This is a genomic window from Pseudomonas sp. GL-RE-26, assembly GCF_019956275.1.
Taxonomy (GTDB): domain Bacteria; phylum Pseudomonadota; class Gammaproteobacteria; order Pseudomonadales; family Pseudomonadaceae; genus Aquipseudomonas; species Aquipseudomonas grandcourensis.
The window spans coordinates 19,011-45,702 of the sequence record NZ_JAHBDI010000013.1 but is presented as its reverse complement, the minus strand read 5'-3'; the positions used below and the strand labels follow the sequence as shown (position 1 = coordinate 45,702).

Annotated in this window: 22 protein-coding genes and 1 pseudogene; 6 read left to right on the top strand and 17 right to left on the bottom strand. The window is 59.1% G+C overall.

The genetic code is table 11. From position 1 onward, the window contains the following. Positions 1–39: 39 nt before the first annotated feature. Positions 40–903 (top strand): HlyD family secretion protein, encoded by an 864-nt coding sequence (locus KGB07_RS11510; protein ID WP_046041943.1) that lies wholly within the window; start codon positions 40–42, stop codon positions 901–903. Between the two features lie 130 nt (positions 904–1,033). Here the strand turns inward: KGB07_RS11510 and KGB07_RS11505 are convergent, their stop codons facing one another. The 3 genes and pseudogenes from KGB07_RS11505 to KGB07_RS11495 all read right to left on the bottom strand — a co-directional run. Further along, the gene (locus KGB07_RS11505) at positions 1,034–1,858 is read right to left on the bottom strand and encodes an SDR family oxidoreductase (RefSeq protein ID WP_046041944.1); all 825 of its coding nucleotides are present in this window, start codon (positions 1,856–1,858) and stop codon (positions 1,034–1,036) included. Between the two features lie 33 nt (positions 1,859–1,891). Beyond that, the gene (locus tag KGB07_RS11500; protein ID WP_223465444.1) at positions 1,892–2,356 is read right to left on the bottom strand and encodes a multidrug transporter; all 465 of its coding nucleotides are present in this window, start codon (positions 2,354–2,356) and stop codon (positions 1,892–1,894) included. A 373-nt stretch (positions 2,357–2,729) separates the two neighbouring features. Beyond that, a pseudogene (locus KGB07_RS11495) lies at positions 2,730–2,881 on the bottom strand (mannose-1-phosphate guanylyltransferase/mannose-6-phosphate isomerase); the annotation flags it as partial. A 197-nt stretch (positions 2,882–3,078) separates the two neighbouring features. Here KGB07_RS11495 and KGB07_RS11490 point away from each other — a divergent pair. Then, positions 3,079–3,384 carry a hypothetical protein gene (locus KGB07_RS11490; protein ID WP_223465443.1) on the top strand — a complete coding sequence of 102 codons (306 nt, stop codon included), beginning with the start codon at positions 3,079–3,081 and terminating at the stop codon, positions 3,382–3,384. A gap of 83 nt (positions 3,385–3,467) precedes the next feature. Here the strand turns inward: KGB07_RS11490 and KGB07_RS11485 are convergent, their stop codons facing one another. From KGB07_RS11485 to yaaA, 13 genes are all read right to left on the bottom strand, one after another. Then, entirely contained in the window at positions 3,468–4,919 is a 1,452-nt protein-coding gene (locus KGB07_RS11485; RefSeq protein WP_046041946.1) for a mannose-1-phosphate guanylyltransferase/mannose-6-phosphate isomerase, read from the bottom strand. A gap of 125 nt (positions 4,920–5,044) precedes the next feature. After that, entirely contained in the window at positions 5,045–5,701 is a 657-nt protein-coding gene (locus KGB07_RS11480; RefSeq protein ID WP_046041947.1) for an alginate O-acetyltransferase AlgF, read from the bottom strand. 14 nt (positions 5,702–5,715) lie between these two features. Then, on the bottom strand, positions 5,716–6,888 hold the full coding sequence (locus KGB07_RS11475; RefSeq protein WP_046041948.1) for an alginate O-acetyltransferase: 1,173 nt from the start codon (positions 6,886–6,888) through the stop codon (positions 5,716–5,718). Between the two features lie 11 nt (positions 6,889–6,899). After that, the gene (locus KGB07_RS11470) at positions 6,900–8,465 is read right to left on the bottom strand and encodes an MBOAT family O-acyltransferase (RefSeq protein WP_046041949.1); all 1,566 of its coding nucleotides are present in this window, start codon (positions 8,463–8,465) and stop codon (positions 6,900–6,902) included. A gap of 257 nt (positions 8,466–8,722) precedes the next feature. After that, positions 8,723–9,847: a mannuronate-specific alginate lyase gene (locus KGB07_RS11465; RefSeq protein WP_046041950.1), complete on the bottom strand. Its 1,125-nt coding sequence runs from the start codon at positions 9,845–9,847 to the stop codon at positions 8,723–8,725. An 8-nt stretch (positions 9,848–9,855) separates the two neighbouring features. Beyond that, positions 9,856–11,304 carry an alginate O-acetyltransferase gene (locus KGB07_RS11460; RefSeq protein WP_046041951.1) on the bottom strand — a complete coding sequence of 483 codons (1,449 nt, stop codon included), beginning with the start codon at positions 11,302–11,304 and terminating at the stop codon, positions 9,856–9,858. A gap of 10 nt (positions 11,305–11,314) precedes the next feature. Next, the gene (gene algG, locus KGB07_RS11455; protein ID WP_046041952.1) at positions 11,315–12,889 is read right to left on the bottom strand and encodes a mannuronan 5-epimerase AlgG; all 1,575 of its coding nucleotides are present in this window, start codon (positions 12,887–12,889) and stop codon (positions 11,315–11,317) included. Positions 12,890–12,915: 26 nt separating this feature from the next. Continuing rightward, positions 12,916–14,406 carry an alginate export family protein gene (locus KGB07_RS11450; protein ID WP_223465442.1) on the bottom strand — a complete coding sequence of 497 codons (1,491 nt, stop codon included), beginning with the start codon at positions 14,404–14,406 and terminating at the stop codon, positions 12,916–12,918. Next, positions 14,403–15,905 carry an alginate biosynthesis TPR repeat lipoprotein AlgK gene (gene algK / locus KGB07_RS11445; RefSeq protein WP_080925337.1) on the bottom strand — a complete coding sequence of 501 codons (1,503 nt, stop codon included), beginning with the start codon at positions 15,903–15,905 and terminating at the stop codon, positions 14,403–14,405. Before algK ends, KGB07_RS11450 begins: the two co-directional genes overlap by 4 nt. 15 nt (positions 15,906–15,920) lie before the next feature. After that, positions 15,921–17,090, bottom strand: coding sequence for an alginate biosynthesis protein Alg44 (locus KGB07_RS11440; protein WP_046041956.1), 1,170 nt, complete (start codon positions 17,088–17,090; stop codon positions 15,921–15,923). A 35-nt stretch (positions 17,091–17,125) separates the two neighbouring features. Next, on the bottom strand, positions 17,126–18,607 hold the full coding sequence (gene alg8 / locus KGB07_RS11435; protein ID WP_046041957.1) for a mannuronan synthase: 1,482 nt from the start codon (positions 18,605–18,607) through the stop codon (positions 17,126–17,128). Between the two features lie 95 nt (positions 18,608–18,702). After that, complete coding sequence (locus tag KGB07_RS11430; protein WP_046041959.1) at positions 18,703–20,019, bottom strand: nucleotide sugar dehydrogenase; 1,317 nt, start codon at positions 20,017–20,019, stop codon at positions 18,703–18,705. Between the two features lie 826 nt (positions 20,020–20,845). Next, the gene (gene yaaA, locus KGB07_RS11425) at positions 20,846–21,625 is read right to left on the bottom strand and encodes a peroxide stress protein YaaA (protein ID WP_046041961.1); all 780 of its coding nucleotides are present in this window, start codon (positions 21,623–21,625) and stop codon (positions 20,846–20,848) included. A 324-nt stretch (positions 21,626–21,949) separates the two neighbouring features. Here yaaA and KGB07_RS11420 point away from each other — a divergent pair, with 324 nt between their 5' ends. After that, positions 21,950–23,074 carry a polysaccharide deacetylase family protein gene (locus tag KGB07_RS11420; protein WP_223465441.1) on the top strand — a complete coding sequence of 375 codons (1,125 nt, stop codon included), beginning with the start codon at positions 21,950–21,952 and terminating at the stop codon, positions 23,072–23,074. Between the two features lie 336 nt (positions 23,075–23,410). Next, positions 23,411–24,805 (top strand): PhoH family protein, encoded by a 1,395-nt coding sequence (locus tag KGB07_RS11415; protein ID WP_223465439.1) that lies wholly within the window; start codon positions 23,411–23,413, stop codon positions 24,803–24,805. A gap of 131 nt (positions 24,806–24,936) precedes the next feature. Here the strand turns inward: KGB07_RS11415 and KGB07_RS11410 are convergent, their stop codons facing one another. Next, a complete protein-coding gene (locus KGB07_RS11410; protein WP_223465438.1) occupies positions 24,937–25,380 on the bottom strand; it encodes an HIT family protein in 444 nt (147 codons plus the stop codon). 596 nt (positions 25,381–25,976) lie between these two features. On the opposite strand from KGB07_RS11410, the gene moaC reads away from it, so the two are divergent. Continuing rightward, positions 25,977–26,450: a cyclic pyranopterin monophosphate synthase MoaC gene (gene moaC / locus KGB07_RS11405; protein ID WP_056726185.1), complete on the top strand. Its 474-nt coding sequence runs from the start codon at positions 25,977–25,979 to the stop codon at positions 26,448–26,450. Continuing rightward, positions 26,447–26,689 carry a molybdopterin converting factor subunit 1 gene (gene moaD, locus KGB07_RS11400; RefSeq protein WP_223465437.1) on the top strand — a complete coding sequence of 81 codons (243 nt, stop codon included), beginning with the start codon at positions 26,447–26,449 and terminating at the stop codon, positions 26,687–26,689. Before moaC ends, moaD begins: the two co-directional genes overlap by 4 nt. The last annotated feature ends 3 nt before the right edge of the window (positions 26,690–26,692 follow it).

Below are 26,692 nucleotides of genomic sequence, written 5' to 3'. Positions count from 1 at the left end.
CTCTCTATCACTGACTCTCTATCTCTGAAGAATGCCCCGATGAAAAAGTTTTTCAGCCTGCTCGCGACCTTGCTGGTGCTGGCCCTCGCGCTGTGGATCGGCCGCTCCTTGTGGGAGCACTACATGAACACGCCATGGACCCGCGACGGCCGCGTGCGCGCCGACATCATCAACGTCGCCGCCGACGTCACCGGCGAAGTGGTGGAGGTGCCGGTGCGCGACAACCAGCTGGTGAAGAAGGGCGATTTGCTGATGCAGATCGACCCCGAGCACTACCGTCTAGCGGTGAAACAGGCGCAAAGCCTGGTGGCATCGCGCAAGGCGACCTGGGAGATGCGCAAGGTCAACGCCCATCGTCGCGCCGATATGGACAACCTGGTGATTTCCCGGGAAAACCGCGATGACGCCAGTAACCTCGCCGACTCGGCCCTGGCCGATTACCAGCAGGCCCAGGCGCAACTGGAAGCCGCCGAACTCAACCTCAAGCGCACTGAAGTGCGCGCGGCGGTGGACGGCTACGTCACCAACCTCAACGTGCACCGCGGCGACTATGCGCGCATCGGCGAGGCGAAAATGGCCGTGGTCGACATGAACTCGTTCTGGGTCTACGGCTTCTTCGAAGAAACCAAGCTGCCCCATGTGCGCGTCGGTGATAAGGCCGACATGCAACTGATGAGCGGCGAAGTGCTCAAGGGCCATGTGGAAAGCATCTCGCGCGGCATCTACGACCGCGACAACCCGGAGAGCCGCGAACTGATTGCTGATGTGAACCCGACGTTCAACTGGGTGCGCCTGGCGCAGCGGGTGCCGGTGCGGATTCACATCGATGAAGTGCCGGAGGGTGTGCTGTTGGCGGCGGGGATTACTTGTACTGTGGTGGTCAAGCAAGGTGATGGTGCATGACTTGTAGACCGAGTCGCCCCCTTCGCGAGCAGGCTCGCTCCTACAGGGATTCAGTGTTCAGCCACTGACGGTGTGGACGCCCCCAATCCCTTGTGGGAGCGAGCCTGCTCGCGAAGGGGGCGACTCGGTCTCAGAGCTGCCCACGCAACCCGAACCGCTTCATCAACCCCGATTCCAGCAGCCCCTTGGGCAACAACCCGGCCAGCAGCGGCAACGCGCGGCTGCCATTACCCAGGCGCACCAGTCGCGGTGGCTTGTCCTGCTGCACAGCCTTGAGCAAACCGACGGCAAACTCATTGGCCGGGGTCGGGTTGTCCTGAGAGGCCTTCGCTCGGGCGCGTATGCCTTCGCGTAGCGGAAACCATGGCGACTGTTCGCTGATCAGTTGCTCGGCTTCGTGCCCGGCATTCCTTGCGAAGCTGGAAGCGATGGCCCCCGGCTGGACTTCCATGACCCGCACACCGAACGGCGCCAGTTCCATGCGCAAGGCATCGCTCAAGGCATGCACGGCGGCTTTCGAGGCGCAGTAGGCTCCGGCGAATGGCGTGACCAAAACACCCGAAACGCTGCCGATATTCACCACCAATCCTTTGCTCCGGCGCAGCACGGGAAACATCGCGCGAGTGACGCCAACGACAGCGAACACATTGGTTTCGAACTGGCGTTGCATGGCCGGTACGCCACCATCGAGCAGCGGCCCCATGGCGCCATAACCCGCGTTGTTGATCAGTACGTCGAGGCCGCCGGTCTGTTGGTTGATTCGCTCGCTCAAGGCTTCGAGTGCCGGGCCGTCGTTGACATCCAGTTGTACGGCCGTGAAACCCGCGGCGGTGAGTGCAGCGACATCTTCAGCCCTGCGCGCACTGGCCCAGACTTCATAGCCGGCGACCTTGAACGCATCGGCAAGGGCGCGGCCAATGCCGCTGGAGCAACCGGTAATCAACGCAACGGGCATGGCGCATTCCTTGTGCAAAAAATGGGGGAAGGATCAGTCGGAAAAACTACCCTGCAATCGCTCGGCGCGAAACTCCAGGGTTTCCGGACGGTAGCCAGGACGCAGTGGCGGCAGCGGCAAACAGTCTTCCCATTTGCCACCGGCCTGCAATTCACCAGGGCCACGATAACGCGGGGCGGTGTATTGATTGTCGGCCAGGTTCACCGTATCGCCCGGTGCATAAGCCGCAACCCGCCACCGCAACTCAGTCAGCGGCACGTCATTGCCGTTGTTCAGGGTCAATTGCAATGGGCGGTCGGCGGGACATTGTTGTGGCGCGTAACTGATGCGCAACTCCAGGCGTTGCAGTTGCTTGAGTTCGCGGTGGTCCATCCAGATGACCCAGGTGGCGACGATGCCCAGCCCCACGGCAGCCGCCAGGGATACGGGCAAGGCCTTGGCCGGATAGCGCAGCAACAGGATCAGCCAGGTGATGACCAGCAGGACGCCGATGAACATGACGTGAAATCTCGGGAATAGAGAGGTCATCCTACCTAAGCGCGGGTGGGGTTGGCGATGGGCGATTCGGTGGCGTGCTGACTGGCCCCATCGCGAGCAGGCTCGCTCCCACATTGGACCGAGCCGAGCACAAAATCTGTGATCAACCTAATACCCTGTAGGAGCGAGCCTGCTCGCGATGAGGCCAGGTAAAGCAATAAAAAACCCAGTGCAAAAAAAGCCCCCGCCCAGCCTGCTGCGGATAGGGAACGCAGCAGGCTGGACGAGGGCTTCTTGTTTTACTGAACGTTACTGCGCGACGGTCTTCACCGAACCCCCACGTACAGCCGAAGTGGAGCGACTGTAGATATCTCCAAACCGCTCGATCTCGTCTTCACTCAGGTTTGTGGATTTCGTTGCGCTCCTGATCGTTGAGGATGTTGACCATCTGCTTCACGCCTTGGACCTTGTCCTTGTGAACGATCATCATGGCGTCCTGGTTTCCACCACCACGATGTTTTCCAAGCTAATCATCGATTCCTTCTTAGCTTATCGTTGGCAGTAACGTAATGAGTTAACTGGTTGTTGTAATTTTATATTTTTAAACTAGAAGTTTTATTTTTAGGTGTGGATGTGTATTGATTTTTGTTTGTCAACCTATCAGTTCTGTTAGTGGTGAGGTTAATTGTTTCGGAGTACGTTAGCCCTCGAAGTATTAAATAACGTACTGCGAGGATTCGAATATGGGTACTCAACAAACAAAGTTTTTAGCTATTTTTCCTGCTGATCAGGAGCGTTCATGGATAAAAGTCAGAGCCTCGGAACCTATACAGTTAGGAGCTTTTTTTCCTGTTTTTGATGGTGCAGGTACTGATTCGGAAAATGCTGCATCGGTAAAGTGGGAGGCACATAGTTGGATAAATGAAAACTCAGGGACTATTACACAAAACGGCTTATACACCGCCCCTTCTTCTGTAGGGATGATCATTGTTTCGTGCTATTCAGAAATTTATGACGTTAAGGGATGGTTGGTGCTTGAAGTTAATTAAGATCATTTCTAATAGCCCCCAACCAGCCTGCTGCGGATAGGGAACGCAGCAGGCTGGACGAGGGCTTCTTGTTTTACTGAACGTTATTGCGCGATGGTTTTCACCGCCACGCCACGCTCAACCGGTGTCGAACGCCCGTAGATATCTTCAAACCGCTCGATATCGTCTTCGCCCAGGTAGCTACCCGATTGAACTTCGATGATCTCCAACGGGATCTTCCCCGGGTTACGCAGCCGATGCACCGAAGCGATCGGAATGTAGGTCGACTGGTTCTCGGTCAGCAGGAACACGTTTTCATCACAGGTCACCTCAGCGGTGCCGCTGACCACGATCCAGTGCTCGGCGCGGTGGTGGTGCATCTGCAGCGACAGGCACGCGCCCGGCTTGACCGAGATGTGCTTGACCTGGAAGCGGCCGCCCATGTCCACCGAGTCGTAGGAGCCCCACGGACGGTAGACCTCGCAGTGGTTCTGGGTTTCGCTGCGACCCTGTTCGTTGAGGGTGTTGACCATCTGCTTCACGCCTTGGACCTTGTCCTTGTGGGCGATCATCATGGCGTCCTTGGTTTCGACCACGACGATGTTTTCCAGGCCGATCACCGACACCAGTTTGCCGTTGCCGTGGATCATGCAGTTTTTGCTGTCCTGGATCACCACGTCGCCTTTGGTGACGTTGCCGTTGGCGTCTTTTGCATTGACCTCCCACAGCGACGACCAGCAGCCGACATCGCTCCAGCCTGCGGTCAGCGGCACGACGCAGGCGCGTTGGGTTTTTTCCATCACCGAGTAGTCGATGGAGTTGTCCGGGCAGCAGGCGAAGGTGGCTTCGTCGAAGGTGATGGTGTCGGCATCTTGCTTGCTGCGCTCCAGGGTCAGCAGGCAGGTGTCGTAGATGTCCGGATCGTGCTTCTTCAGCTCTTCGAGGAAGCGGCTGGCGCGGAACAGGAACATGCCGCTGTTCCAGAAGTAGCCACCGGACTGGACGAACTCGGTGGCGCGCTTCACGTCAGGTTTTTCGACGAAGTGCGAGACGCGGCTGACACCTTCAGGCAGCAGCGAGTCGTTGGTCGACTTGATGTAGCCATAACCGGTTTCCGGCTTGGTGGCCGGCACGCCGAACAGCACCATTTCACCGTTTTCAGCGGCGACAGTGGCCAGGGCCAGGGCGCGTTGCAGGGCTTTCTGGTCTTCCAGCACGTGGTCGGCCGGCAGTACCAGCATCAGTTCGTCGCGACCTTCATTGACCAGCATCATCGCGGTCAGGGCCACGGCCGGCGCGGTGTTGCGACCGAACGGCTCCATCAGGATGCGCTGGGACTCCAGCTTGCGCGCCGCCAATTGCTCGTTGACGATGAAGCGGTGGTCTTTGTTGCAGACCACGATTGGCGTGTCCATGCCTTCGAACACCAGGCGTTCCAGGGTTTGCTGGAACAGGGTGTGTTCGCCGGTCAGGGCCAGGAACTGCTTAGGGAATTGTTTACGGGAAAGCGGCCAAAGACGTGAGCCACTACCACCTGACAAGATCACCGGAATCATGTTGTTACTCCTTGAATATCGATTGGTTAGAGCTACTGCGTTCTGTCGTTTCACTCTTGTTTTTGTTCCGTGTCCGGGCTGACGCTGCGATTCAGTGTGGGAGCGGCGTCAGCCAGGCAAATCGTTTAGCGCGTCGACACCGGGCGTTTCACCCAGACCGGCGACAGGCTGCTGCCGCTGCCGGTGACGTACAGCACCGCGGCTTCACCGCGTTCCAGGGCGACCGGTTTCACGTCGCCGACTTTGGTGGTGCCGTCGTACAAGGCCAGGCTGACCTTCACCGGGTTGATTTCACGCTCGCCGCGACCCTTGGGTGCAACGTTCGGGACTACGTCGGTCTTGCCATCGGCGGTCTTCAGGGTCAGCGCCTTGTCGCTCAGGTTTTGCACGCGTACCAGGGACTTCTGCTTGTTCTTGAACGGCGGCTCTTCGATCAGTTGCGGTGCGCCGCTGGCGTTGTTGACCAGGGTGTAATAGTGGTCGCCGGCCAGTTTCACCGGCAGGCTCTGGCTACCGACCTTGGCGCTGTAGTCGCCGCCCGGCATGAAGCTGAAGTCACTGCTCGACAGTGGCGCGACATCGCTCAGGTTGGTGCTGCCGACGGTGGCGCTGACTTCGGAGTTGCTCGCGTTGTAGATACGCACGAAGGTCGAGCCTTTCGGTGCGGTCGGGCCGTACAGGGCGGCGTCGCCACCGGCGAAAGCCTGTACCGACAGCACGCTGAGGCCGGCAACCAGGGCAATGCGTTTGGCGAGACGACGAGGAGTTGTAGTGAAAGTCATGGTGTACCTCTCTTTCAGTTTTGCGCCCGGTCGGGCGTCTCGGATTTGTTGATGGCTACGTTTTGTTGGCGGGCGCCGGCTTGTTTAAGCTCTGCGACCCACTGCGGGTCGGCGTCGCCGATTTCGTTGTTCACAGGCAGATATCGTTCAGGGAACTCCCAGATCAGCACCTGTGGCGGGCTGTTCTTGAAGGCATCGCTCTTGAGGTAGCTGAGCATCGGCAGAATCGGGCCGTGGCCGTCTTCGGCGTAATTGACCACGTCGCTGTGCAGCGCTTGCTTGAGCGCACCGACGAAGTTCCAGTTGGGGTTGGCGCTGTAGCTGGTGCCGATCAGGGCCACCGGCACTTCGGTGTTGGCGAACAGGGCATCGTCACCGGCCGGCTGGTCATCCGCTGCCACGGTGTTGCGCTTTTGCAGTGGCTCTTGCGCCGGCATCAGGTTTTCGAACAGCGGGTCGAGCGGCAGGAACAACTGCAGGTCGCCCTTGTGCGTGATGGTCTCCGCAGGTTCGGTGACGAAGCGCTGCGGCTCGCCGCTCAGCGGGTACTGGTCGGCAATGGTTTTGGCCAGACGGTTGGCGGCGATCTCGGCGCCTTGCGGCGTCCAGTGGGTGTCGGTGCGCAGGAACACTTGCTGGCCATTCTGCTTGGCCTGTTGCAGCGGGCCGAGCAGGTCAGGGGCCGGAATCCGGTCGGCGGCCAGGCGCTGGTGGAAGTCCTTGTAGAGGTTGGCGTGGATGCTCGCCGGTTTCACTTCACCGAGGTGTTCCGGGTACAGGCGCACCTTGGCCGGCACTACCGCCATCACCAGTTGTACGCCTTTCTCTTTCAGGGTCTGGCGTACGCCTTCGACCAGCGCGTAGTTGCCTTGCAGGTTCAGCTCTTCGTTGACCACCGGGTGGAATTCTTCATCGCTGTACAACCACTGGTCGCGACCGAGCACCACACCCGGACGACCTTCGTTGAACAGTTTGAAATCCAGCGCGGCCCAGAGGTTGGTGCCCAGGCGCTTGATCGGGAACTCGTCGTCGTAGTGCGTTTCCACGGCCTTGGTCCAGCGACCGTTGAGCACCGTCGCATCGGCGTTGGTGCTGAAGCCGAAGAAGCTGCGCACCGACCACAGACCGAGCACCAGCAGGGTCACCAGGAACAGCGCGATGTAGAAGATGCGTAATGAGCGGGTCATGGTCAGATCCCTCAGAACTGGAAGTAAAGGAACGGCGAGAAGCTTTGCGCCGAGAGTTTGAGAATCGAGGCAATGAACAGCAGCAGCACCAGCGCACGCATCACGTAGCGCGACCAGTCAGCGGTCCAGTAGGCCGGTTGCACCTGGGCTTCGACGCCGACGGTGTAGCCAGGCTGGTGGATGCTCGCGGGGTTATCCCCAGGCACGGCCTTGATCGTTCCCGGTGTCGCAGCGGCCGGGCCGTCGGCGTCGACGTTCACCGCAGGCTTGGTCTTGGCCGGAGGCTGATTGGTGTAGAAATCCCGCAGGCCGAAGAACGCCAGGGTTACGTAAGCCACGATCAGGGTCGCCACTTGCAGACCGGTGAGGCTGGCCTGGTTGAGTTCCGACAGCGACCAGTCGCCGAAGCTGAACATCGCGCCGTACATGCGACCGGCGACGTGCAGGTTTTCTGCGCGGAAGATCACCCAGCCCATCACCACCAGCAGGAAGGTCAGTGCCCAGCGGATCGGGTTGAAGCTGCGTGGAGAAGTGTTCAGGCCGATGGCTTTCTCGATCGCCAGCCACATGCCGTGCCACGCACCCCAGACGATGTAGGTGATGTTCGCGCCGTGCCACAGACCACCGAGCAACATGGTCAGGAACAGGTTGCGATAGGTCATCAGCGTGCCTTTGCGGTTACCGCCGAGGGTGATGTACAGATAGTCACGCAGCCAGGTCGACAGGCTGATGTGCCAGCGCCGCCAGAACTCGGTGATCGACTGGCTGACATACGGCTGCTTGAAGTTTTCCATGAAGCGGAAACCCATCATCAGGCCCAGGCCGATGGCCATGTCGCTGTAACCGGAGAAGTCGAAATACAACTGCGCGGTGTACGCCAGCGCGCCGAGCCAGGCATCGCCCGTGGTCGGGTTTTGCAGGGCGAAGCAGTGGTCGGCCACCACCGCCAGAGTGTCGGCGATGAAGACTTTCTTGATGAAACCCTGCATGAACCGCGTGCAGCCCTCGGAGAACTTGTCGAGGGTGTGGGTGCGGTTGTTGAACTGGTCGGCCAGGTCGCGGAAACGCAACACGGGGCCGGCGATCAAGTGCGGGAAGATCGCCACGAACGCCGCGAAGTCGATCAGGTTGCGGGTCGCCGGGGTGTCGCCACGGTAGACGTCGATGATGTAGCTGATGGACTCGAAGACGTAGAACGAGATCCCGATCGGCAGCAGCACGTGGGTCAGGATGAATGGCGAAAGGCCCACCGACGTCATCATTGCGTTGATGCTGTCGACGCCGAAGTTGGCGTACTTGAAGTAGCCGAGGATGCACAGGTCGACGGCCACGCCGAGCAGCAGCCAGCGCTGCGCCGGTTTGGTCCTGACCCCGGCGGCACCGACTTTCAGGCCGATCCAGTAGTTCCACAGCGTGACGCCGGCGAACAGCGCGAGGAAGTCCACACGCCACCAGGCGTAGAACACGTAGCTGGCAATCAGCAGCAGCAAATTGCGATAGCGTTGCCCGCTCAGGTAGTACAAGCCGAGGAAGATCGGCAAGAACAAAAACAGGAACACGTTGGACGAAAAAACCATCCCGATCTCTCCTTGTTTGAACCAACAGTCAAGGGCCAACGGCCCCCCCAAACCCCCCAAGAAAAACCGGGGGGCATCACACAAAAACTCACACCTGACACTGAACCTGTGGCGAGGGGGCTTGCCCCCGTTCGGCTGCGAAGCAGTCGTAATACCTGTCCGCGCGCTCTGTCTGAATTACCGCGTTGTCAGGATTTGGGGGCGCTGCGCACCCCAACGGGGGCAAGCCCCCTCGCCACATTGGATCGTGTTAAACCTCAAGAACCCTTGTTGCCCTTTTCATTGGCCGGGTCGTAGACCTTGGTCAGGTCACCGCCGAGGCGGAAGGTCTTGAACGGTTGCATCTTGTGCTTCTTCGCCAGCACCTCGGGCGAGCAGGTGTAGAGCGAGCAGAACGGTTCGAGCCAGGCGAATTTCATGTCCTCTTTCAGGTCGGTCATGTCCTGTTCCTTGCCGTTCTTTTCCTCGAACTCATCCGGGTCTTTCACCCCGGACAACACCCGGTCACCCAGGCGTTTGAGTGCGCCATTGTTTTCCTGACGCAGATCCACACCGTTGACCTGGGCGAAACTGGCGATCATCGCCAGCGGCGGCAGGGCGTAGTTGTGGTAGGCCAAGGCCCGTTGCTGACGCTTGAGTTCGTTGGGCAGGTAGCCGTCGGCGTCGATCTGGTTGGCGCCGACCTTGTATTCCTTCACCGCCCAGTCGAACAGGTCGCGGCGGTTGGTGGCGACGGAGGTGGCCATCACCGACCAGGCGGCCCAGTACGAGTGGTTGTTGGTCATGTCGAGCGGCAGGTTGTCCCAGTCGCTGACCACCTGGTCGGCCATCTTGCTGAACCAGGCTTCGATCACTTGCGCTTCCTGTTGATGGGTGGCCAGCGGGTGAGAGTCGGAAAATTTCAGGCGGATGTACGCCGAAGCCATACTGCCCAGCGCCCATTTGCGCATCGACTTGCCGGTGTGGTTGAAGTCCTTGGACATCAGCGCGTCAGCCTGGGCCCAGGCCGTCAGCCAGCTCAACGTGCATTCCAGTTGTTCCGGGCGACCGTCACGCATGAACTGCATCACGCGCTTGCTGGTGCCGCGCTCGATCTTGGTGATGTCGGCGGTGCTCTCGCGAAAGGCTTTTTCCGATTGCACGTTCAGGGTCGCGCGGGCCTTGTCCGAACCTTCGTACTTGCTGCGAAATTGCAACGAGCCGGTGTACGGCGTCGGCATCGCATCGCAGCCTTCGCTGTTGTCGCCCGTCTTGAATTTATCCACAGGCGCAAAATAGCCCTGGGGTGGACGTAGTGGCGCAGCCGCTTGCGTGGCCCCGGTGAACATCGCCAGGCTCAAGAGCGTCGGTGCCAACAGTGTTGAAAATTTCGGATAGCGCATAGCAGACCTCATTGCCCGACCGAAGCAGTACGCTGTTCGGCGCCCGGGAATACGTTGCGTTTGCAAATTTTCGCTTCGACTTTCTGTGGTGCGGCACCGGCTTCGGGGCCCTGGACTTCAACGGCCAGCAGGTTCTGCGAGGCCCAGTCTTCATCCGTGCGCAACTCGAAAGCGAAACGCCCGTCAGTCTCGGAGGTTTCCGGTTTGTCGATCTTGATGTCCTCGTGGCGACCGTTCATGTACCAGAGGGTGGCTTGCAGGGTTTTCACCGAGGTGTCGGCGAAGCGGACGTCGACCTGATGACTACCGTTGCGCAGGTCCATGTTCTTGCTGTTGACCATCAACTCGTTTTTGCCCGGCTTGAGCGTGGCGCTGCCGGACATCTGTGCATCCTTGCCTTCGCAACCGTTGTCCAGCAACGCCATCATCTGGCGGTAGATGGTTTCCTGGTCGAGGCGGTACAGCGGCGAGAATTCCCAGATGAGAATCTTCGGCGGGTTCTTCTGGAACTCGTCGCTGCCCAGGTACTGCAGCATCGAACCTTCCAGGCCGCCGCCGGGGAACGCCACGTTGAGGATGTCGGCGCCGATGGCCTCTTCGAGGAAGCCGGCGAAGTTGTAGTTCTTGCCACTGTGGGAGGTACCCACGAGGGTGATTTGCGGGTTGCCGGAGTCGCCGAACAAATCGCCATCGCCCGCTTCGCCCTTCGGCTCGGTGGTGAACTGATCCATGTACTGGATCGCGTAGCTGGTGCCACAGAGTTGACCGGCCATGTTGTGCAAGGTTCCGGTCTTGCCCATGCGACCCGACTTTTTGGTCTCGAATTCGCGCTTGGGAATGTCGGCGAATTCAGGCAATTGCTTGACCTTCTCGGCGACGATTTTCGCCGTGCGCTGGGCGCCGTACGGGGTCCAGTGCTGGTCGCCACGGAAGTAGAAATCGTGGGCAGGCAGGGTGTCGGGCAACGACTCGTTGGTCAGCGGCGACAGGTCCGGAACCACGTAGCCCATCTGCGCGAAACGACCGAGCATGGACTGGTAGTTCTTCAGCGCCTTGTCGAAGTCGAAACTGGCTTTCTCCGCCGGGTTGAGCTTGTTGCGGTTCACCAGACCACGGGTCGGCTGGTACACGACAACCAGTTCCACGCCTTTGCTCTTGAACGCATCGTGCAGTTGTTTCATGCGTTTGTAGCCGGCGGGCGTGGTGTCGAATTCGGTGCGCAAGTCTTCTTGCGTACGGAACAGCCAGTCACCCTGGGCCTGCACCAGCGTGGTGAAGTTCTGCTGATAACGGGTGGTGTAGTTCTTCGGATCGTGAGCAGCCGGGCACAGGCTGCAGCACGGTTCTGCGGTGAAGCTCGGCGCTTTGATTTCGTCGGCGCGAACACCGCCGCTGGCCGCGAGAATGCCGGCGGTCAGGGCCGACAGGCTGAGTAATTTGATCAAGTGTGGGTGCATAAGATTATCCTCAGTCCCGCATTTCGGTCTGGCGTTCGACAGGGTCGATCAGCACGGCTTTCTGCTGGCGCACCAGCAGGTCGAGAATTTCATCCTGGCGCTCGCCGAGGATGCCGGTGAAGCTGATGCCGCTGGCCTTGGCTGGCGCGAGCATGGACACGCGATACAGCTCGACACTCAGCGGCGAGTCGATGGACAGCGGGCCGCTGCCGTTGGCCGCCAGCTCACCGCCGACCACGATCAGCGATACCTGGGCGTCGAACGGGTCGAGTTTGATGTCACGGTCGGTGTTGCTCAAGTCCTTGATGTGCCCGTAGACACCGGTCAGGCCGTTGGCCATGGCGACGTTTTCGTACAGGCGAATGTTCACGCTGTTACGAATGCGGATGCCGTGGCGCTTGTTGCTCAACACGCGGTTGCCCCACAGCAGGTTGTCGGCACTCTCGTAGAGGGTGATGCCGTCGGTGTGGTTCTGGTAGATCTCGTTGTGGGCAATCAGGTTGTTGACGCTGTTACGGTCGATCACCAGCCCCGAGAGGTGGTTGTCGTAGCTGCGGTTGTTGAAGATGAAGCTGTCGTTGACCTCACGGGAAATAATGATCCCGTGCTTCTTCTTCGTTCCGTAAACGGTGTTGTCGGCGATGATCAGGCCGTGGGACCGGTCATGCGGGTCGATGCCGTAGACGATGTTGTCTTTGTAGGTGTTGCCCTTGACCACGAAGTCGCGGGTTTCATAGCAGTAGAAGCCGTACCACATGTCCGAGAATTCGGAACCGACGATCCAGCCGGTCGGCTCAGGGCGCTTGAGCACCTTGGCCATGTTCGGCGTGTACTGGGAAATACTCACGCCGTAGGACTTACTGTTGGCGTAGCCGAAACTGGCGATCTTGCTGTTGGCGATGTAGGTCTCGGTGCCGCCCCAGGACAGCAGGAACGGACGGAATTCCTTGGGCGAGGTAAACGTCGCCGGGCCGTTGTCCTTCTCGCGCCAGCCAGTGATCTTGGTATCGCGCACGAACAGCTGGCCGTCGTTGACCAGGAACGCACCGGCCTCCTGGGACAGGCGCAGTTCCTGGGTCTGCTTGTCGATTTCCAGAATGCCGCGACGACCGACCACGATCGGCAACCGGGAGAGGAACACTCCCGGCGAGGTTTCGCTGAAGTACTGCTTGGGGACTTTTTTCGCCAGGTCCTTGAGGTTCATGTAGCCGTCGTCGACGAAGATTGCCTGGGGGATGCCGTGCTGACGCACCACCCATTCGGCCATCTTGTTGTCGCCACCGATGAAGTCCTTCAGGGCGTCTTCCTGCATCATCCGGCGCAGGCTGATCTTGCCCGGTTTGCTGCGCACGACCTTCGCGGCGATGGCCTCGGCGGTGTAGCCGGAAACGTCCGGCAGTTTCGGCGTGGCCAGTTCCAACGGCGCGGTCGGCGCGCTGCTGACGGTGTAGGTCTTGGCCTGTTGCAGTTCCTTGGCCGTGGTTACCGGCTTCGCCGGTTCCACATTGGCGAAGGCAGTCGCGCTGGCCAGCAGCATCGCGCCGGCCAACAGGCTGATCGAGCCTTTTCGGGCTGGATGATTCATCTGGGAGACTCCCTTCGCAATGTGCATCAGAAGCGCCAGATCACGTCGATGAACGCGCGGTGCATGTACGAATCGACTTCCTTGCCGTACGCATCGCCTGGCTTGAACACGCCACCACGGAAGCGCACCAGGGCCGAAGTCTCGTCGATCGACTGGCTCAATGCCGCCGGCAACAGGCCTTGCTTGAAGTACTTGGTGACTACCAGATCCATCTCCTGACCGAGGTCTTTCTCGCCATCGTTCAGCGGCAGGGACGTGGTGGAAAGAATTGCGCCGGTGGCATCGTCGGTGTTGTTTTCGACGGCGTTGATGCCATTGCTGCCGATCGGCTTGTTGCCGTCGACGCGCCAGAACTTGTGGTAGATCAGGCTGGCGTCGTATTCGTCGTTGAGCATCCACGAGCCGAACAAAGTCGCGGTCTGCATGTTTTGCATTTCGCCACGGAAGGCTTCGCCGAAACGGTGAACCCGCGAGCGCGTACCGGTGTAGTTCGAGCGGTTGCTTTCCAGACCGTTCTGTTCGTACTCGGCACTGGCGCGGGCATAGGCAGCACCGACTTGCCATTGCGGATCGAGGCGCAGGCGCACGCCGACATCGGTGGCCCAGCCGTTGAGGCTTTCACCGCGCTTGGCTTCAGCTGGCGACGTGCCATCGGCGTTCAGCGGGTTGACCTTGTCGATGTCGCCGCTCATGCCGGTGATGCTGCCCCAGTAATTGACCGTGTTGGTATTGCGCCAGTTATAGGCGTCGCTGTCGGCGGTCAGGCCGATCCAGCTGATGTCACCGTTCTGTTTCTTGTCCAGCGAATCGGCCGGCACGCCCGGTTCCGGGTAGTCGAGCTTGCCGTTGTCGTGGGTATGATGACCGCGAATACCGACCCAGTTGCCCGGTGTCCACTGATACGAAGCATCGGCGTAGGCGTGCAGGCGATCCTTGTCTTTCGGGGCGAGTTCCGTGAGGTCGGTGCGGTACTCGCTGAAACGTTCGGCGACCCCGACGTTGGCGCGCAAGAGGGTTGTGTCGAACGTCCAGTTCAGGGCTTCGATGTTGGTGTCGCGCCATTGGCCGTCGGCGTTGTGCAGACGTTGGCGACCGAGCTTCAACTGCTCGCCCGGATACGGCGTAAGTCCGCTGTAGCCGACCCAGAATTCGCGCATGGCCAGGTAGTTTTTCTTGGTCTTGCGATCACCGTTGTCGGTGGGCGTGGTGCCATCACTGGCGGTCCCTTGCAAGGTGTCCGTCTCGATGATGTCGGTGGCCGTCACGGCTTGCCCCATGGCATAGGCGCTCCACGCGCCGCTTTCGCCATAGATCCATGGACGCAAGTCGAGGCCGACGCCGTTGACGTCGCCACCGCTCTGGGTACCGAGGTCACTGTCGTCTTCGGATTGGCCGGTAACCTTCACTTCCAGGCCAAAGTTCTTGGTTTCTTCAGTCATCGCAGCAAGCGTCGGGCAAGACCAGATCAGCGCGAATGTCAGGCCAATGCCGGCCTTCATGAATGGATTCAACTTCATTGGGATTCCTCGCCATCTTCTTCTTGCAGGGCATGCAGTTCCGGCGTGTTCGGGCTCAGGGCACCGCGCACGGCCTGTTCTTGTTTCAACAGGCGTTGGGCTTCGGCCAACCGGTCGGGCGGCAATTGCGTTTGGATTGTTTGCGCAAGCTCGGTGGCTTGCGGAGTGTTCTGGGCCAGGGCCAGTTGGCTGAAGACGTAGGCGTTCAGCGGATCAGGCTTGGTGCCCTTGCCTTGGGAAAACAGTTGGGCAATGGCGAAGTCGGCGCTGTTCTGGCCGTTGCGCGCAGCAGTCAACAGATGGTCGAGGGCCTTCTGCGGATAGACCTTGCCCAGGTAGCCACGGCGATAGATCTGGCCGAGGTAGTAATCGGCAGCGACTTCGCGGCCGACGGCTTTCTGGAAATGCGCTTCGGCGACCTTGGCGTCGGCAGGCACCAGTTTGCCTTCGAAGTAGAGCTTGCCCAGCAACAACTCGGCGCGGGGCTGGTCGGCGGCGCGGCCGTTGTCCAGGTACTTCATCATCTGGTCGACGTCACCCAGTTCGGGGAAGTCGTAGAGCAGTTGTGCGAGGGTGACCCACGACGCCGGGTAGCCCGGTGCGATCGGTTCGAGCAGCGACTGCGCGGTTTTCTCGTCGGTCTTGCCCAGGGACGCATCGGCGAGCACACGGGCGACGCTGTCGACGCGCTGTGCCGAAACGGTGCCGCGGGCATGCGCGGCTTGCATCTGCTTGATCAGCTCGGCCTGTTGCTCTGGCTTGGCCTGTTTCTGATAGACCGTGGCCAGTTCGACGTAGCAGATATCGCTGGTGTTGAGCGCGGCCTTGCAGATCTTTTCCACGTCATCCAGGTGCTGGTCGTAGGTGCCCTGGGTGCGGTAGAGCAGCACTTGCGCCAGGCCGGCTTCCGGTTTGTTCTCGGCGCGCCATTGGCTGATCTGCTGCTGCGCATTCACGTTGGGGAAGCTGTGCGGGTATTGCAGGTACAGCATCGCCAGCGGAATCAGCGTATTGCCTTCGCCATTGGCTGCCGCTTTTTTCAGCAGGGTTTCGGCTTCGTGTTGCTCGGCTTCGGTGGAGCCGGGCTTGGCCACCAGCAAGCGTCCAAGGCGTGCCTGGGCGCGCGGCGAAACATCGGCCGCTGCGCGATAGGTCGCCTCGGCCTGTTTCATCTGCGCCGGGTCACGGCTGTCGACCTGGATATCGGCCAGGCCGACCTGCGCTTCGCTGTAGCCCAGGTCTGCCAGTTGCCGGTAATTCTGCGCGGCGGTGGCGGTATCGCCACGCTTGAGCGCTTCGTTGGCCAGGCGCTGGTCGGGCAGGCCGGCGCAACCGGCCAGGCTGATTGCCAAGGCCAGCGAGCACACCATCAATCCAGTGTGGGAGCGAGCCTGCTCGCGCAGCAGGCGACTCGGTGCATCAGACAGACCGCGTCGATCCCATCGCGAGCTGGCTCGCTCCCACAGGGTCGGCGGCGTGTTGAGGGTTGGAGTAGTCACAGGCATGTCCTCGACTTAAAGACCGACAGCCATGGCTTTGTCGATCAGCCAGTTCAGGTTCGGGCCACGGTCGCTGTTCACTTCCACCGGGCGGCCGGCGAGGGAGCTGTCCAGGGTTTCGTCCGGCTGGATCAGCACGCGGATGTCCGAAGACAGGTCGGCGCTTTTCAGGCTGGTGCTGCTGACGATCTTGCCGGTGCGGCTCTTGTCCTCGCCGGCGATCTGGAAGCGCACCGAAGTACCGGGGCGCACGTCGCCGAACTGGCGATAGGAGAAGCGCGCTTCAACATTGGCTTCGCTGTTGCGCGGCACCAGTTGGAAGATCACGTCGCCCTTGCTGGCGTACTGACCGTTGGCGACCATTTGCTGGGCCACGGTGCAGTCGCAAGGCGAGGTCAGGGTGCCGGTCATCTGCTTGCCGAACAGTTCTTCAACCTTGGCCGGTTGCAGTTGGTCTTCGTCCAGATGGCCCTTGAGCACGTCGAGCATGCTGGTGCTGAAGGTCGCCAGCGGTGCGCCCTTGGCGGCTACGCCGTCGGCTTTCACCAGGCTCTGCACGGTGCCGTCGCGGGGCATGGTGATGTTCACGCCCGGCACGCTGACCAGACCGGCCTGGGCGTGGCTGACGAAGTACATGCCGTACACCGATTTGAAAACAAAGCCGAATGCAGCCAGGCCAACAACGAAGATCCCCAGGCTGAAGGTCACGGCTTTCATGCGGCCGAACGCGGTCATGCCGTGACCGCCGTCCTTCATCTTGCGCGCCTTGGTGAAGTTGTCGCGCTGCAGGGTCGCCAGCATTTCACCCACGCTGACGATGTCGCCGGCCAGGTGCGAAGTGATCAGGTGGCGCAGGGTCGAGATGTCCCGTGGTTCCAGGTTCTGGAACTGGCAGCCGGTGCGTCCGGTCTCGCGATCGAAGGAGCGGACCTGCAACTCGACGTCCATGGCCAGGCCGAGGTTGTCGATGACGAATTGCAGGCGGGCCTTGTACACGTCACCGATCTTCAGCGGCAATTGACCGGCGTTGAACGCCAGGCCACCGGCGGACAGGTCGATCACCCGGGCTTCGACCGGCGTCCGGTCTGGGCCGAAGAAACGCAACTTGGCCGGGATTTTCACTCGGGCGTGTTGGCGCTGGGCTTCGGATTCGTGCACTACGTTGGCGTTGACGGCGGTATTCATAGGGGCGTTTTCCTAGTTAATTCAGGCGAGTTCGGTCAGACCATCAACAGCAGCACGGCGACAAAAATGCTGCCGGCAGAGAAGGTCATGGTCCGAGACGACCAGGTGTTGAACCAACGTTGAAAGCTGGCGAGATCACGGGTCAGAGAAGTGGGTTGGCGAGTCCAGGACTGTTTGTCGAGGCGGAAGAACACGTAGATCTTCACCAGCGCGCCGACGATCTGGTTGTAATAGAGAATCGCCGGGTAGGCCGGGCCGATCCGGTGTCCGGAGCACGACAGCAACAAGGTCAGGATGAACCGGGTGATGCCGATCCACAGCAGGTACACCAGGATGAACGCGGTGCCGTACTTGAAGCTGGCGATCAACGCCACGGTCAGGCCCAGCAGCGAGGTCCACATCGACACGCGCTGGTCGAACAGCACCACCGAAGTGAACACGCCGAGGCGTTTGATCCCCAGGCCCAGGGCACGGGAGTTCTGCCGCAGGTTGTTGCCGTACCAGCGGAACATCAGTTTGCGGCTGGCCTTGATGAAGCTCTTTTCCGGCGGGTGTTCAACGGTGTTGATCGCCGCGTCGGGCACGTAGAACGTGTCGTAGCCAAGGCGCATCAAGCTGAACCAACTCGACTTGTCATCGCCGGTAAGGAACTTGAAGCGACCCAGGCGCCAGTGTTGCAGGGAGTCGCTTTCCACGTCGGCGATGAAGTCCGGGTTGGTGACCACGGTGGCGCGGAACACCGACATGCGGCCGGTCATGGTCAGCACGCGCTTGGACAAGGCCATCGAGCACATGTTGATGTGGCGCTGGGCGAAACGCAGTTTGTGCCATTCGCTCATGATGTAGCCGCCGCGCACTTCGCAGAATTCGTTGGTGGTCAGGCCACCGACGTTGCCGAACAGCTGGAACCACGGCACGGTCTTGAGCACCACGCCTTCGGCCAGCACGGTGTCGCCATCGATCACCGCGACCACGGCACGATCATCCGGCAGGTGCCGGGAGATGGCGCGGAAGCCATAGGCCAGGCCATCGCGCTTGCCAGTGCCGGGAATGCGCACGAAGTCGAGCTTGACCCGGGACGGCGGGTTCATCCGGTTCCACAGGCTTTTGACCAGCAGCTCATCGGACATTTCCACGATGGAGCAGACCACTGTGGTCGGCAGGCCGCAGTCGATGGCTTCGCGGATCACCGAGCTGTAGACCTGTGCGGTGGTCAGGGCATCGATGCGGAAACTGGTGACCATCAGGAACACGTGGGACGGGTCAGCCGCTTTGCCCAGCTTGCGCACTTTGCGCCGCAGGTACGGGTAGACGATGTACAGAAAAATCATGCCGCGCACAAAGTGAGTGGCACCCATCGAGTAGCGCCAGATACCTACGGCGCCAATCAGGAAAATGAAGTCCTTCGACTCGGAGTCGAACGTGGACACGGGCAACGCCATGGCGAGGCCCATCAGTAAACTCAGGTAGAACAGCCAACCGGCGGCCTGAAGTAGGCCGTGCTTTAGCCTGTGCATAATCGGAATCCTAAAGTCAGTTGCAAGCCCCAAGCTTCAAGCCCCAAGCGAGGAGCTTTGAACTTGCGGCTTGGAGCTTGAAGCTTGCGGCTGCTTTACCAGCAGATACCTTCGGCCCGGCTATTCGTGCTGGTGGCCTTGGACATGAAACCAACCAGGTCGATCACCTGCTTGCCGTGTGGAACGTCCTGCACCAGGGCGCGGAATTTCTCGTCACGGTTGCCGAGGATGATCACGTCGGAGTTGTTGATCACCGCGTCGAAGTCGGAGTTGAGCAAGGACGAGACGTGAGGGATCTTCGACTCGATGTAGTCCTTGTTCGCACCGTGAACGCGGGCGTACTCGACGTTGCTGTCGTAGATGCTCAGGTCATAGCCCTTGCCGATCAGCATTTCCGCCAGGTCGACCAGCGGGCTTTCGCGCAGGTCGTCGGTGCCGGCCTTGAAGCTCAAGCCCAGCAGGGCGACTTTGCGTTTGTCGTGGCTGGAAACGATGTCGAAAGCGTTCTGCACCTGGGATTCGTTGCTGCGCATCAGCGAGTTGAGCAACGGGGCTTCCACGTCCAGGGAACCGGCGCGGTAGGTCAGGGCACGCACGTCTTTTGGCAGGCACGAGCCACCGAAGGCGAAGCCTGGGCGCATATAGTACTGGGACAGGTTGAGGGTCTTGTCCTGGCAGACCACGTCCATCACTTCGCGACCGTCGACGCCGACCGCCTTGGCGATGTTGCCGATTTCGTTGGCGAAGGTGACCTTGGTGGCGTGCCACACGTTGCAGGTGTACTTGATCATCTCGGCAACCGCGATGTCCTTGCGGATGATCGGTGCGTCGAGCTCTTCGTACAGCGATTGCAGAACGTCGCCGGACGCCTTGTCGAATTCACCGATGACGGTCATTGGCGGCTGGTCATAGTCGGCGATGGCGGTGCTTTCGCGCAGGAACTCAGGGTTCACGGCCACGCCGAAATCAACACCGGCCTTCTTGCCAGAGCAGTCTTCGAGAATCGGGATGACCACGTTGGCCACAGTGCCCGGCAGTACGGTGCTGCGTACGACGATGGTGTGGCGGGTGGTCTTGTCACGCAGGACAAAACCGATTTCGCGGCACACTGCCTCGATGTAGTTCAGCTCCAGGTCGCCGTTCTTCTTGCTCGGCGTGCCCACGCAGATCATCGACAGGTCGGTGTCGCGAATCGCCTCGGCGAAGTTGGTGGTGCCACGCAGACGACCTGTCTGGATGCCCTGGGCCAGAAGTTCACCCAGGCCCGGTTCAACGATCGGCGATTTGCCGGCATTGATCATATCGATCTTGTCTTTGGCCACATCGACGCCAACGACGTCATGGCCCCGTGCAGACAGGCAACCGGCACATACTGCGCCGACGTAACCCAAACCAAAAATGCTGATGCGCATCGCAATTACCTCTCTGTTATCAAGCCTGTATACATCAAGCCATTAGATGGCCGGAGTTAATGGTGTTCAGCGTGTTTAGTGCACTCGCAAGTGTGCCTTGCAGGCACGACAATGCCCTGTGCTGGCATATAAGTTACGAGTGTCTAAATAAATGCACTCAAGGTGTGCGCAACTAGGCCTTGTTGTTATGATTTGCCCTGTTATGCAGCCGATCCTCCTTTCAGAAGGATGCAGGTGCAACGGCCTTGCACGCTTGATGTCGGGCCGAAAGCCCGTGGATCAAGCGGTTGGGTGCTCGGGTGAGCACGTTTATAGGGGCGCTGCCGTGGCCTTGTAGGGGATAGCCATACTGCGTTATCTCCTCTCCGATTGCCGTTGTCCAAATCAGTGATTAGTGAGGGCAAGTTAATATTACAACTTGACTACATGAATCGCTTATCTGCGTAAGTTATCTCGTACACGCTCGGCGAGAATCGTTACCGGTGGTATGAACGGCGCGTTTGGACATAGTTCCAGTCCGCTCATCGTCAAATCTGAAATTTCTTGAAATATTGAGAAAGATGGCACTGCTCTCAAACTGATAGCACTTACCGTTTCGCCCTTTATATATAGGCGGATCATTGGGCAGGATATTTTTTTGCCACTACTGTTAAAAAAAGTCAGTGCCACTACGCAAAAAAATGATTGAAGTCGAGTGAAACTAAAGTTAGAAAACTGGTCGGTATTTTTCTGGCGCCATAAAAATGGCGAAAAGGCGGGGAAGGCTGAAGTGAGTCAAGGGTCGGCGCACCAGGGGGGTGAGGAGGTCGTGCGCCGACCGGATGCATCACTCTGGTGCGTGGTCTCGCAGAAACACCAGATTGTCCGGCTTGGACTGTTCGGCGCTGTAGCGATAGCCCTGAACGTCGAACTGCTTGAGGGTGGCCGGGTCGTTGATGCGTTCTTCGATGACGAAGCGGCTCATCAAGCCGCGGGCCTTTTTCGCGTAGAAGCTGATGATCTTGTACTGGCCGTTCTTCAGGTCCTTGAATTCGGTATTGATGATGCGCGCGTTCAAGGCGTTGCGTTTGACCGCCGAGAAGTACTCGTTGGACGCCAGGTTGAGCAGCACGTCATCGCCCTGGTCGACCAGGGCTTCGTTCAGCCATTCGCTGATGCGCGTGCCCCAGAAGGCATACAGATCCTTGCCCCGGGCGTTGGCCAGCCTGGTGCCCATTTCCAGGCGATAGGGTTGCATCAGGTCTAGCGGGCGCAGCAGGCCATAGAGGCCCGAGAGCATGCGCAGGTGTTTTTGGGCGTAGTCGAAATCGTCTTCGCTGAGGGTTTGCGCATTCATGCCGGTGTACACATCGCCCTTGAAGGCCAGCAGCGCCTGCTTGGCGTTTTCCGGGGTGAACGCAGGCGTCCAGCTGCCGAAACGCGCGGCGTTGAGCCCGCCGATCTTGTCGGAGACGTGCATCAACTCACTGATTTGCGCGGGCGTCAGCTCACGCAATTGCAGGATCAACTCCTGGGAGTGGTCGAGGTACTGCGGCTGGGTGAAGCGCTGGGTCGCCGGCGGTGTTTCATAGTCGAGGGTCTTGGCGGGTGAAATCACCATCAGCATGAAGTCGTCTCCTTTAATCGTGGCGGCGATTCTAGGGGGTTGTCCTCGTTGACTCCAGCTATGGCGTCCATAGGTGATGGCCGGTGGAGCACGGATTTTGTCTGGATGGGCTTCTGTGGCGAGGGAGCTTGCTCCCGCTCGAGCGCGAAGCGGTCGCAAAACCGGTAGTCGGGGTCTGGCTGAAGGAATGTGATGACAGGTTTAGGTCTGCTTCGCAGCCCAGCGGGAGCAAGCTCCCTCGCCACAGAAAGCATTCATGCCTCAGGAGGAGTGGGTGCCTTATCAGCTATAGTGCCGCGCGGGTTTTGTTATGGAGACATCCCATTGCGTATCGCTTTTCTCATCTCGATCTGGCTACTCAGCTTCGGCGCCATCGCGGCACCAAGCGATGTGGCGACGCTCGATCGCAGCACCTGGCCGGAAAAACTCGGCAACCCGACGCTGTTCGACGTGGCGTCGAGGGCCGAGATCCTCATGTTTTCCAGCGTCCTGTTGGCCAGCGAGGCACTGGATGAACCCGCCCTGGCCCAGCGCCTGGGCTTGCGCACGATCAATCTGGAATCGGTCAACCGGGTTCGCCAGCGTATGTGGCAACGGCTTCTGGCCAACTACAACTTCGCCCAACAGAGCTGCGACCAGGATGCCTCCTTCTGTTTTCTGGTCGAAGACATGCCCACCTTGCGCGAGCAGGCTGCCAAATTCCAGGTCGGCGCAGACAGCTACTACACCAAGTGGGCCGAGCCGAGCCGTGTGTTCCACACCCAGTACCTGGACGAACAGTTGCGCAAGGCGGCTTTGTTTCCACAAACCAGCAGCGAAGTCGATCATTTTGGCGACTATGAACGCAGTGGCGACGGGATGCATGACCGGCTGTTTCTGCTGACCTTCGACAGCGCCGCCAACGCCGCGCCGGATAACACCGCCTGGGTCACCGAGTACCTGCGCAAGTCGAATCTGAGCGGGACGTTCTTCGTCCTCGGCAAGGACATCCAGGCGCGTTTGGCCGAGCATTCGGTGAGTAACCTGCAAGCGACCTACTCGAGCCAGTGCATCGGCGTACAAGGCTGGGAGTTCCGTTCCCACAGCCACTGGCAGGACTGGCAGGATTCGGTGCACCGCAGCGCCGAACTGGTCAAAAGCAAGCTGCCGGAGAACTACGTGCCCCTGTTCCGTCCGCCCGACGGTCAGCGCCGTTCAGATGCCGAAGGCTTCTTCAAGACTCAGGGTCTGCAGGTAGCGTTGTGGGACATCGACGCCCAGGACGGCGCCGGCAAACTCAAGGGCAACCCGAGTGCGCAACGGGTGCTGACCCTGATGCTGCTGTGGCGGCACGGAGTGATCAATTTCAATGTGAAACAGGATGCAGTGAAAACGGCGTTGCCGTGGCTGGTCACGCAAACGGCGCCTGTTGGAATCGGCTGGGAGGATTGCCAGGATGCGTTTCGCTGAAAATGACAAAACCCCGTAAACATTGGGTTTTTGGCAATTTTGGAAGGGGATTCGTTGCGGGTGGACTTCCGACTTTAAACGGGTGATGGCAGTCCGCCAAGTGCTATTGGTCAATCTGCAAAATAAACTTCAAAAAAGCGTCAAAGTACTTTTTTCTGTCACACGTTTTGGAGTATTACGAAGACAGACCGCCGAAACCTGCAACACAGGTGGCGTCTTCCAAGACCCCGCATGTATGCAGAACACTTGAGTCCCCGCAGGTGTATTCGGCAGTCACTTCGAGGCGCAGCACTGTCAAGGTATTGCGTCGAATGGCTCCCACAAAGGTGACCGAGTATGGATGATCACGGACGTAGCTCTTCTTCCAACCAGCCAATCCTTTATGTACTCGATACCAACGTATTGATTCACGATCCAAACGCGCTGCTTAACTTCGAAGAACACCACGTCGCGATCCCGATGACCGTGCTGGAAGAGCTCGACAAGCTCAAGAGCGGGCATCACAGCGTAGCCGCCGAATGCCGCCAGGCCATCCGCCTGATCGACAAGACCCTGGGCGATGCCTCACCCGAGGACGTCGAGCAGGGTGTGCCGATCCAGCGTGGCAAAAGCGGACCCAAGGGTTTGCTGTCAATTCTGATGAGCAGACATGCCGAGCCGAACCTGATTCTGCCCGAGCACCTGAACGACAACAAAATCATCAATCAACTGATCGATCTGCACGCTCGCGACCCTAAGAAGCCTGTGGTGCTGGTCACCAAAGACATCAACATGCGCCTCAAGGCGCGCGCCTGCGGGATCGCGGCCGAGGACTACAGCACCGACCAACTGGTCGATGACGTGTCCTTGCTACCCAACGGCTACCACAACATGACCGGCTCTTTCTGGGACCGCGTGAGCAAGGTCGAAACCCGTCAGGACCACGGCCGCACCTGGCATCAGGTGCAGTTGATCGACAACCTGCCGGCGGTGCACATCAACGAATTCATCATTGATGAGCAGGGCTTTGTTGGCTGGATCAAGGAGATTGAAGAAGACCGCTTGCTGATCCTCGACCTGCACCAGGAACCGCTGCTGCATCAGGAAGCCTGGGGCCTCAAGCCGCGTGATATCTATCAGAGCCTGGCGTTGTACGCCTTGCTCGATCCGGACATCCACCTGGTCAACCTGTCGGGTGCCGCGGGTTCGGGTAAAACCATCCTGGCGCTGGCCGCTGCGATCGAGCAGACCATGGTCAGCAAACGTTATCGCCGCATCATCGCCACCCGCAGCGTGCAGGGCCTGGACCAGGAAATCGGCTTCCTGCCCGGCACCGAGGCCGAAAAAATGGAGCCGTGGCTGGGCGCCATCACCGACAACCTCGAAGCCTTGCACATGGATGACGAAAGCACCCATGGCAGCGTCGACTACATCCTCAGCAAAGTGCCATTGCAGTTCAAATCCCTCAACTACATCCGGGGCCGCAGCTTCCAGCAGAGCCTGATTTTGATCGACGAATGCCAGAACCTCACACCGCACCAGATGAAAACCATCATCACCCGTGCCGGCGCCGGTTCCAAAGTGGTGTGCCTGGGCAACCTGGCACAGATCGATACCCCTTACCTGTCCGCGACCAGCTCCGGGCTGACCTACCTCACTGAACGCTTCAAGGACTTCCCGAACGGGGTGCACATCACCCTGCAAGGGGTACCACGCTCGATCCTGGCCGAATACGCCGAAACGCATTTGTAATCGCTTCATCGAAACCGGGCGGCCGCAAGGTCGCCCGGTTTTTTTGTACGCGGCGTAAAGGCCCGTGCCTCAGGCCAGACCCAATACCGATGAATGTGTTTCTGCAAAGCTTGGCGCGAAAGCAGTCTTATTTACAGAGATTGCGAAAAATAGCTATTGAGGGTTTCCGTAAGAATTGATTGAGCGTTCAATACCTCTTGGGTCGGCTCAGGCTGTGAGCTACTGAACTTTTTTCGCGTCCAGCTGAAAAAGAAGGGGCCATCAATAATACGTTCATTGTGTTCCGCCAAATATAACTTGGTCACGGAGGCATATCTGGGGAAAACATGAAAGTGCAGTTCATGATTGAGTTCGGAAATACGCATTATGTATATTTTCTCAGGAGAAAATAGCGTGTTTAAGGCTCGCTCCGTAAGTGCCAAGCCTTTCATCAGTTCAGCACTTTCCGTCGAACTTAACTCTTCCAGTTTAAATATCTTCCGCTTGAGAGAAATAATCATGTAGCCCGGGATGTCACAGTCCCGGCAGTGAGAGATTACGATGTGTTTTCCTGAGTAAATTGTCCGCGCTGACATGACTAGCCTCCCGTGTGCCACCATGGTTGACGTGTAGGACCTGCCCCGTTGAGCTGCTGCCGGAGGTCAGTAGAAAAAACCTTATGCGATACCTCAGTACTGAAATTTTAGAATCGTTAGCTTTCTTGGTCAGTTTTTCTCGAATTAACAAATCGGTCTAACATTCAGTTGTAGGAAGTTTCATGGCGGGCCATTAGTGCGTACTTACGGAAAATTCTTACGTCAGAATTTGTTATAAAATAATCAGTAACTTATCGGCTGGTGCACCAATTAAAGCTGATCGCTGATGTCAGAAAAAGCGAATGTTCAGTAGACTTTTGTTACATTTCTTTCTGTTGTTTGGCATGACTTTAATTTGTGTTTTTTAAACTTAATAAGGAATCGCATCTGAAACTGTCCACCGAGTCCGGGCGTATGAGGAACCTGTGGGAGCGAGCTTGCTCGCGATGACGGTGTGTCAGTCGACATCTCGGGTTAATGACAGGCCGCTATCGCGAGCAAGCTCGCACACATTGGTTTGTGATGGGCCGACAATCGTGCGTGCGGAAATCTGACCCGCAGGTTTACAATCGACGCTCCTGATCAGGAGTAATCCCGTGCTGACTCATCTCGATTCCCAAGGTCGCGCCAACATGGTCGACGTCACTGAAAAAGCCGTGACGTTCCGTGAGGCGACCGCTCAAGCGCTGGTGCGCATGCTGCCCGAAACCCTGCAGATGATCGTCAGTGGCGGCCACCCCAAGGGTGATGTGTTTGCCGTGGCGCGCATTGCCGGCATTCAGGCGGCGAAGAAGACCAGCGATCTGATTCCCCTGTGCCATCCGCTGATGCTGACCGGCGTCAAGGTCGAGCTCAGTGCCGAAGGCGACGATTCGGTGCGCATCGTGGCGCGCTGCAAGCTGTCCGGGCAGACCGGCGTCGAGATGGAGGCCCTGACCGCCGCCAGTGTCGCCGCGCTGACGATCTACGACATGTGCAAGGCCGTTGACCGCGGCATGACCATCGAAAGCGTGCGTCTGCTGGAGAAGGTCGGCGGCAAGAGCGGACATTTCCAAGCGGAGCAGTCATGAACGTTACCGTGAAGTTTTTCGCCCGTTATCGTGAAGCGCTGGGGCTGGACTCGGTGAAAGTGGAAGGCAACTTCTCCACAGTCGACGACGTCCGCGCACTGTTGGCCCAACGTGACGGTGCCGAGGTGTTGAGCGAACAGAACCTGATGTGCGCCCGCAACGAAGACCTGTGCCAGCTCGACGAGCCGGTCAGCGAGGGCGATGAAGTGGCGTTCTTTCCGACTGTGACCGGAGGCTGAGCC

Coding starts and splice junctions, on each gene's coding strand:
- KGB07_RS11510 (WP_046041943.1), top strand. CDS start 40: ATGAAAAAGTTTTTCAGCCTGCTCGCGACCTTGCTGGTGCTGGCCCTC.
- KGB07_RS11505 (WP_046041944.1), bottom strand. CDS start 1,858: ATGCCCGTTGCGTTGATTACCGGTTGCTCCAGCGGCATTGGCCGCGCC.
- KGB07_RS11500 (WP_223465444.1), bottom strand. CDS start 2,356: ATGTTCATCGGCGTCCTGCTGGTCATCACCTGGCTGATCCTGTTGCTG.
- KGB07_RS11490 (WP_223465443.1), top strand. CDS start 3,079: ATGGGTACTCAACAAACAAAGTTTTTAGCTATTTTTCCTGCTGATCAG.
- KGB07_RS11485 (WP_046041946.1), bottom strand. CDS start 4,919: ATGATTCCGGTGATCTTGTCAGGTGGTAGTGGCTCACGTCTTTGGCCG.
- KGB07_RS11480 (WP_046041947.1), bottom strand. CDS start 5,701: ATGACTTTCACTACAACTCCTCGTCGTCTCGCCAAACGCATTGCCCTG.
- KGB07_RS11475 (WP_046041948.1), bottom strand. CDS start 6,888: ATGACCCGCTCATTACGCATCTTCTACATCGCGCTGTTCCTGGTGACC.
- KGB07_RS11470 (WP_046041949.1), bottom strand. CDS start 8,465: ATGGTTTTTTCGTCCAACGTGTTCCTGTTTTTGTTCTTGCCGATCTTC.
- KGB07_RS11465 (WP_046041950.1), bottom strand. CDS start 9,847: ATGCGCTATCCGAAATTTTCAACACTGTTGGCACCGACGCTCTTGAGC.
- KGB07_RS11460 (WP_046041951.1), bottom strand. CDS start 11,304: ATGCACCCACACTTGATCAAATTACTCAGCCTGTCGGCCCTGACCGCC.
- algG (WP_046041952.1), bottom strand. CDS start 12,889: ATGAATCATCCAGCCCGAAAAGGCTCGATCAGCCTGTTGGCCGGCGCG.
- KGB07_RS11450 (WP_223465442.1), bottom strand. CDS start 14,406: ATGAAGTTGAATCCATTCATGAAGGCCGGCATTGGCCTGACATTCGCG.
- KGB07_RS11440 (WP_046041956.1), bottom strand. CDS start 17,090: ATGAATACCGCCGTCAACGCCAACGTAGTGCACGAATCCGAAGCCCAG.
- alg8 (WP_046041957.1), bottom strand. CDS start 18,607: ATGCACAGGCTAAAGCACGGCCTACTTCAGGCCGCCGGTTGGCTGTTC.
- KGB07_RS11430 (WP_046041959.1), bottom strand. CDS start 20,019: ATGCGCATCAGCATTTTTGGTTTGGGTTACGTCGGCGCAGTATGTGCC.
- yaaA (WP_046041961.1), bottom strand. CDS start 21,625: ATGCTGATGGTGATTTCACCCGCCAAGACCCTCGACTATGAAACACCG.
- KGB07_RS11415 (WP_223465439.1), top strand. CDS start 23,411: ATGGATGATCACGGACGTAGCTCTTCTTCCAACCAGCCAATCCTTTAT.
- KGB07_RS11410 (WP_223465438.1), bottom strand. CDS start 25,380: ATGTCAGCGCGGACAATTTACTCAGGAAAACACATCGTAATCTCTCAC.
- moaD (WP_223465437.1), top strand. CDS start 26,447: ATGAACGTTACCGTGAAGTTTTTCGCCCGTTATCGTGAAGCGCTGGGG.